Annotated in this window: 5 protein-coding genes and 1 pseudogene; 5 read left to right on the forward strand and 1 reads right to left on the reverse strand. The window is 56.3% G+C overall.

Annotated features, from left to right (window positions below; translation table 11 throughout):
- From RI563_RS12450 to RI563_RS12465, 4 genes and pseudogenes are all read left to right on the forward strand, one after another.
- A pseudogene (locus RI563_RS12450) lies at window positions 1-294 on the forward strand (hypothetical protein); the annotation flags it as partial.
- 11 nt (window positions 295-305) lie between these two features.
- On the forward strand, window positions 306-743 hold the full coding sequence (locus RI563_RS12455; RefSeq protein WP_310694709.1) for a phosphate ABC transporter substrate-binding protein: 438 nt from the start codon (window positions 306-308) through the stop codon (window positions 741-743).
- Between the two features lie 82 nt (window positions 744-825).
- Complete coding sequence (locus RI563_RS12460; RefSeq protein ID WP_310694710.1) at window positions 826-1,551, forward strand: hypothetical protein; 726 nt, start codon at window positions 826-828, stop codon at window positions 1,549-1,551.
- Window positions 1,552-1,577: 26 nt separating this feature from the next.
- Window positions 1,578-2,600 (forward strand): tetratricopeptide repeat protein, encoded by a 1,023-nt coding sequence (locus RI563_RS12465; RefSeq protein ID WP_310694711.1) that lies wholly within the window; start codon window positions 1,578-1,580, stop codon window positions 2,598-2,600.
- Between the two features lie 158 nt (window positions 2,601-2,758).
- Here RI563_RS12465 and RI563_RS12470 read toward each other — a convergent pair whose 3' ends face one another.
- Window positions 2,759-2,971 carry a hypothetical protein gene (locus RI563_RS12470; RefSeq protein WP_310694712.1) on the reverse strand — a complete coding sequence of 71 codons (213 nt, stop codon included), beginning with the start codon at window positions 2,969-2,971 and terminating at the stop codon, window positions 2,759-2,761.
- A gap of 97 nt (window positions 2,972-3,068) precedes the next feature.
- Between RI563_RS12470 and RI563_RS12475 the strand changes: the two genes are divergently transcribed.
- Window positions 3,069-4,727 (forward strand): coproporphyrinogen-III oxidase family protein, encoded by a 1,659-nt coding sequence (locus tag RI563_RS12475; protein ID WP_310694713.1) that lies wholly within the window; start codon window positions 3,069-3,071, stop codon window positions 4,725-4,727.
- Window positions 4,728-5,064: the final 337 nt, after the last annotated feature.

Genomic DNA, 5,064 nt, shown 5'->3' on the forward strand with positions numbered 1-5,064 from the left:
TTTCCCGATCAGGAAGCCTATTATCTCACCCTGGGTTACCGGGTAGATCGCTTCCTGCCTTATGTCACTTACGCCAAAATCGACGAAGGTGATTTCAAATCATCGGTCGCCCAGGTCCAGGAATCCATGGCCCTGGGTCTGCGCACCGAAATCGGTGACGCGTCCGCGATCAAATTTGAAATCATGAACTCGGAGCCGCAAGCGAACTCGGCCGGGGGAACCTACGGCCTGTTCAATAAAGGCACCGTGGAAGACGGCAATATCTATACCGTTACCTTCGATACGATTTTTTAAGAGAGAGTCCAATGCGTAAGTTTCAGAATGTCTTAAGCAAGACGGCGGTAATGGTATTGTTGCTGGCCGGTATTCAGAGCGTCCAGGCCGAGATTGCTGTTATCACTCATCCCGGCGTCAAGGAAATCGGTGTCTCCCGTGAACAGGTCGCCGATATCTACATGGGCAACAGTAAAAGCTTTCCCAACGGCGTGTCGGCCAAACCGGTGGATCAGTCTACCAACAGCCCGGTCCGCGAGAAGTTCTACAGGGCGGTGGTCAGAAAGTCGGCCAGTGCAGTCAATCGCCACTGGTCCAAACTCAAGTTCACCGGCAAGGGCAAACCGCCCCGGGTTATCGCGGGTGATGAGGCCGTAAAAAACTGGGTGGCCCGGAATCCGGGCGCCATTGGGTATATCGAGGGCAAGTACCTCGACAAGAGTGTCAACGTGGTACTGATCATTCCCTGATCATCGTTCTGTCGGCCCTCTACGGAGGGCCGACCTTATTCTGCAATCGGTTATTTAACTTAACTGGCGAAGTCATTCGATAATGAAAAAGTATCTTTCCATTGTGTTGCTGGGCCTGGTGCTGGGTGGTGTTGCCGTGGCGCAGGACGATCCGCTGAAAAGCCTGTTTTCATTCCAGCAAAAGATGGCCAACAACGGCAGTGCCGGCGCCATGATGAAGCTGGGCGAAATGTATGAACAGGGCCAGGGCACCGAGCAGAGTTACGACAAGGCGCTCGAAATGTATGAAAAGGCCCGGGCAGCCGGGCATAGCGATGCCCAGGCGGCCATCGCACGCGTGAAACGTGCCCGCCAGGCGCAAAACCAGGCCGCCAGCCAGGAGGCCGAGCGCGCCCGTGAAGCCCGGCGTCGCGCCGAGGAGGCAAAACGCCGCGCCGAGGCCGAACGCAAGGCACAAGAGGCGCGTAAGGCACGGGAAGCCGCCCGGCAAAAAGCCCGCCAGGAAGCCCAGGCCAAACAGCGGGCCGAGGAGCAGGCTCGTCGGCAGGCCGAGGCAAAGGCCCGGCGTGAAGCCGAGGCCCGGGCCAAAGAGCTCGAGCGTCAAAAAGCCCAGGCCGAAGCCCGGCGCAAGGCTCAGGAGCGGGCCCGGCTGGAAAAAGCCCGGGCCGAAGCCCGGGCCAAAGCCAAAGCCGCTAACAAACCCGCGCCGAAAGAAAGCCAGCCCGAGCAGGCCAAGAGTGACGACGAGCAATTCAAGTCGGATCCCTGCAAGGGACCGGCCGCCCGGGTAATGTCAATCTGTAAGTAAGTTGTACGCATAGCAGGCAGAAGACGATGACAAATTATTTTTACAAGATTCTGGTGGTGCTGACGGCATTGGCCGGTATCGGTTTTTCCGCGCCGCTGATGGCCGATGCCGGCCAGTTCAAGCTGGACATGATCCTGGCCGAGCGGGGCGATGCCGATGCCCAATATTATGTGGCCAATGCCTATGAAGAAGGCCGGGGCACAGAGGAAGACATGGGCAAGGCATTCGAGTGGTACCGCAAGGCCGCCGCACAGCAGCATGGGGCTGCCCAGTATAAACTCGGTGTGATGTACGAAAATGGCATGGGGGTGGAAACCGATCTCAAGCAGGCCATGGAATGGTATAAACAGGCCGCGGAAAACGGCAATACCCTGGCCAGGGAGCGCATGAACAAGGCCGCGTTTGCTCGTAGCGAAGAGGCGGTAAAGAAGCGCCGTATTGCCGCCAGGAAAGAAGAGCAGCGCCAGCGTGAACAGGCCGAAAAGCAGCGCCGGGCCGAGGAACAAAAACGTAAACAGGCTGCAGCGGCACGTGCGCGCGAAGCCGCGCTGCGTGAAAAACGCGAACAGCAGGCCAGGGCCAGAGCCGCGCAACAAAAACAGGCGGCGGCCGCTTCCAGCAAACCGGCATCGACCCGGCGCGTCAATATCCCCAACCTCGCTGAACTGGTGTTAAATAACAAATGGCAACGGGAGGCTCAACCGGCCGACTTTTTGCCGTCGGCCAGCACCCACTGCCTGAGTGCTTCGGATAAGGAAGTCGTCTGTTTCTCCAGCGAAAAACAGCGGGTCATCAATGGCATGCGCGTCACCTATACCACCAAGGCGACACTAACCGACTTCAATGCCGATGGCAGTTTCCAGGTCAGATACAATTATAATGCGGTCAAGCTGGATCAGGCGGGATCACGCGGTATGCAGGCTGATCCGCACGGTCTGAAACCGGAGCAGGGCTGGCAGGAACCGCAATTGACGGCCCGCTGCCAGACGTCGGATCGGACCAATCTCTATTGCCGCCGGGGTAATATCAAGCTGCATTATCAGCGCTGATACGTTAGACCCCTTCGCGGATAGTAATCCCTTCTTTGTATTCGAATCCGGATGCATGTTTGCCGACTCACACAGCAAACATGCATCTCGCCATTTCTCATTCCGGCGCGCTCGATCTGAAATCCGTTCATTCACCGGTTATCCGGTAATCTTCAGTTTCAGGGGATGTTCCGGCGCGTAACGCGCCGCAATGTTTCCTGCCAGTTCGAATCGGGTCGGTCAGAAGCCAGAAGCTGGCAGCGACCGACCTCGTTTTCATACCAGCCCCGGTCATGCTGATGGGGCTCGGCACTGTAGCCCCACCAGTTGCCATTGGCATCCTGGGCGATCCAGTTGATCCAGTCGGGGATCGAAAAATTTTCTGCAGACATAAAAACGTGATGAGGTTGACGGACACGGCTTTCTGAGTTGGCTAGTTTAATTGTACGAAGGGTATCGGACAAGACAACTCAACACAGGGAGGTGGCCATGAAACGTTTTCGCCCCGATTTTAACAAGAAATCCCGACTGACCCGTACGCCACAGGTGATAGCCGGCGATTCGACCCCCGCCGCGCTGGCGGAAATTCATGATCTTGAAACCCGTCTGCCGGAACTGTTGCAGGTGCAAAACGATTTCTACCCCTGCTTTGACTGGACCTTCCCGCCGCCGATTCTGCCGCCGGCTTCGCAACCGGGTTTGGTGGCGCAACTGCTGTCCGAACCTGCCATTATTCCGGGACGTTACAGTCTTTATCTGCATACCCCGTTTTGCAAAACATTGTGTAATTTTTGTTATTACACCGTTTTTCCCGGCAAGGGGGTAGAGCAATCAGCCAGGTATGTTGACTATTTGCTGCGCGAGATGCAGTTGTATGCCCCGCATATGGAAGGACAGAGTTGTGAATCGGTTTATCTGGGTGGCGGTACACCGACCTATCTGGATGATTATCTGCTAATTCGGCTTATCGAAGGTATACGACAGCATTTTGATCTTGCCCCGGAGGCGGAGATCACTATCGAGGCCGCACCGGGGACATTGTCACCGGGGAAGGTAGATTTGCTCAGGGCCCTTGGTGTTAATCGTCTGAGTTATGGTATCCAGACCCTGGACGAGGCGCTGCTGGCCGGGATGAACCGCTATTACTCGGTCAACGAGGCCATCGAAGAGCTGACCTATGCGCGGCGGGTCATCGGCAACGTTAATGTCGATACCATGTACGGTTTTGATGGTGAATCGGACCATGCGCTGCGTAATACGCTGGAAACCTTCGTTGAACTGGATATTCCCAGCCTTTCTATCTATGCCCTGGATCGCCAGCGCTGCCAGACGCATGCCGGTGAAGGCCCGCCCGAGGACGAGCACTATCAACGCAAGATAGCGCTGTTTTCGCGGGCCAGCGATTATCTGGACAGTCAGGGCTATCGTGCGGTATTGCAGAATATTTTTGTCAAGCCGGAGGCGGCGTCCTATGAGCATCAGTTGCGCCGCTGGGATAATCTGACCTTGCTGGCTCTGGGGATTTCCTCCCAGGGCTATGCACCGCGCAAACCCTATCAAAACGCCATGACGCTGAAATCCTATTATCAACTGCTGGATGAAGGCAAACCGCCGATCGTCAGCGTTGACGTGTTGTCGCCGGAAATGGAAATGGCGCGGGAAATCACCAGTAAACTGCGTTTCACCGAAATCTCATTGCAGGCGGTAAGGCAGAAATACGGTGTTAATCTGGAGGAGGTATTCGGGGAACTTGTCCGGGTGTTGAAACAGCTGGGCTATCTGGAACAGGAAAGGGACATTCTTAGAATGAGCCCGCAAGCCAGTTACTATAACAATATTATTCCCATGCTGTTTGCTCCCGACGAGTTCAAATCCCGCCTGCTGGATCTGCCCGCGGAATATCTGGAGCAGTTTCCGCTGCCGCGTATTTTGACGCAACTGGGCAAGACCCAGAGCCAGCCTATCGAGGTGAAAGGTGCGGCACCGGCCAGTCGACCTCGCCGCGAACGTCGTCAGCATCGGGATCGACGCCAGAGCAGTCAGGCCGATTACCGGCAGCTGACCGGCGGGATTGAACGACGTCGCGGCTATGGGCGACGACTGGAAGACTATCAACGCGGCAAGTCTTTTGTCGGTGAATTTGTCTGAACGAAATTCCGAAAGGGTGATATCAGATCACTAACCTGTGGCTCCGAAATACAGGGCCGAGGGACGAGGTACGAGTAAAATACCCTGAACCGATCGCTTGCAAGGGTGCCTTCGGTGCGATAGATCGTGCTGCGTGACAGGGCTTGTCGCGGCGCAGCCGCTCCTATCATCGGTGGGGTGAGTTGGGAGAACCCTCGTCATTCGTCACTCGTCACTCGTACCTCGTCCCTCGTTCCTTTCAGTCTGTAGGCCCGATATAGCGCAGCGGTATCGGGCATCTTTCGGGTTGCCGGACACCGCTGCGCTATGTCCGGCCTACCCTTGAATTAGGTGCTAG

Source organism: Thiohalophilus sp., from assembly GCF_031581315.1.
GTDB lineage: Bacteria > Pseudomonadota > Gammaproteobacteria > UBA6429 > Thiohalophilaceae > Thiohalophilus.

Bases quoted from the DNA above. Each gene is read 5' to 3' on its own strand.
- RI563_RS12455 (WP_310694709.1), top strand. From the start codon at position 306: ATGCGTAAGTTTCAGAATGTCTTAAGCAAGACGGCGGTAATGGTATTG.
- RI563_RS12460 (WP_310694710.1), top strand. From the start codon at position 826: ATGAAAAAGTATCTTTCCATTGTGTTGCTGGGCCTGGTGCTGGGTGGT.
- RI563_RS12465 (WP_310694711.1), top strand. From the start codon at position 1,578: ATGACAAATTATTTTTACAAGATTCTGGTGGTGCTGACGGCATTGGCC.
- RI563_RS12470 (WP_310694712.1), bottom strand. From the start codon at position 2,971: ATGTCTGCAGAAAATTTTTCGATCCCCGACTGGATCAACTGGATCGCC.
- RI563_RS12475 (WP_310694713.1), top strand. From the start codon at position 3,069: ATGAAACGTTTTCGCCCCGATTTTAACAAGAAATCCCGACTGACCCGT.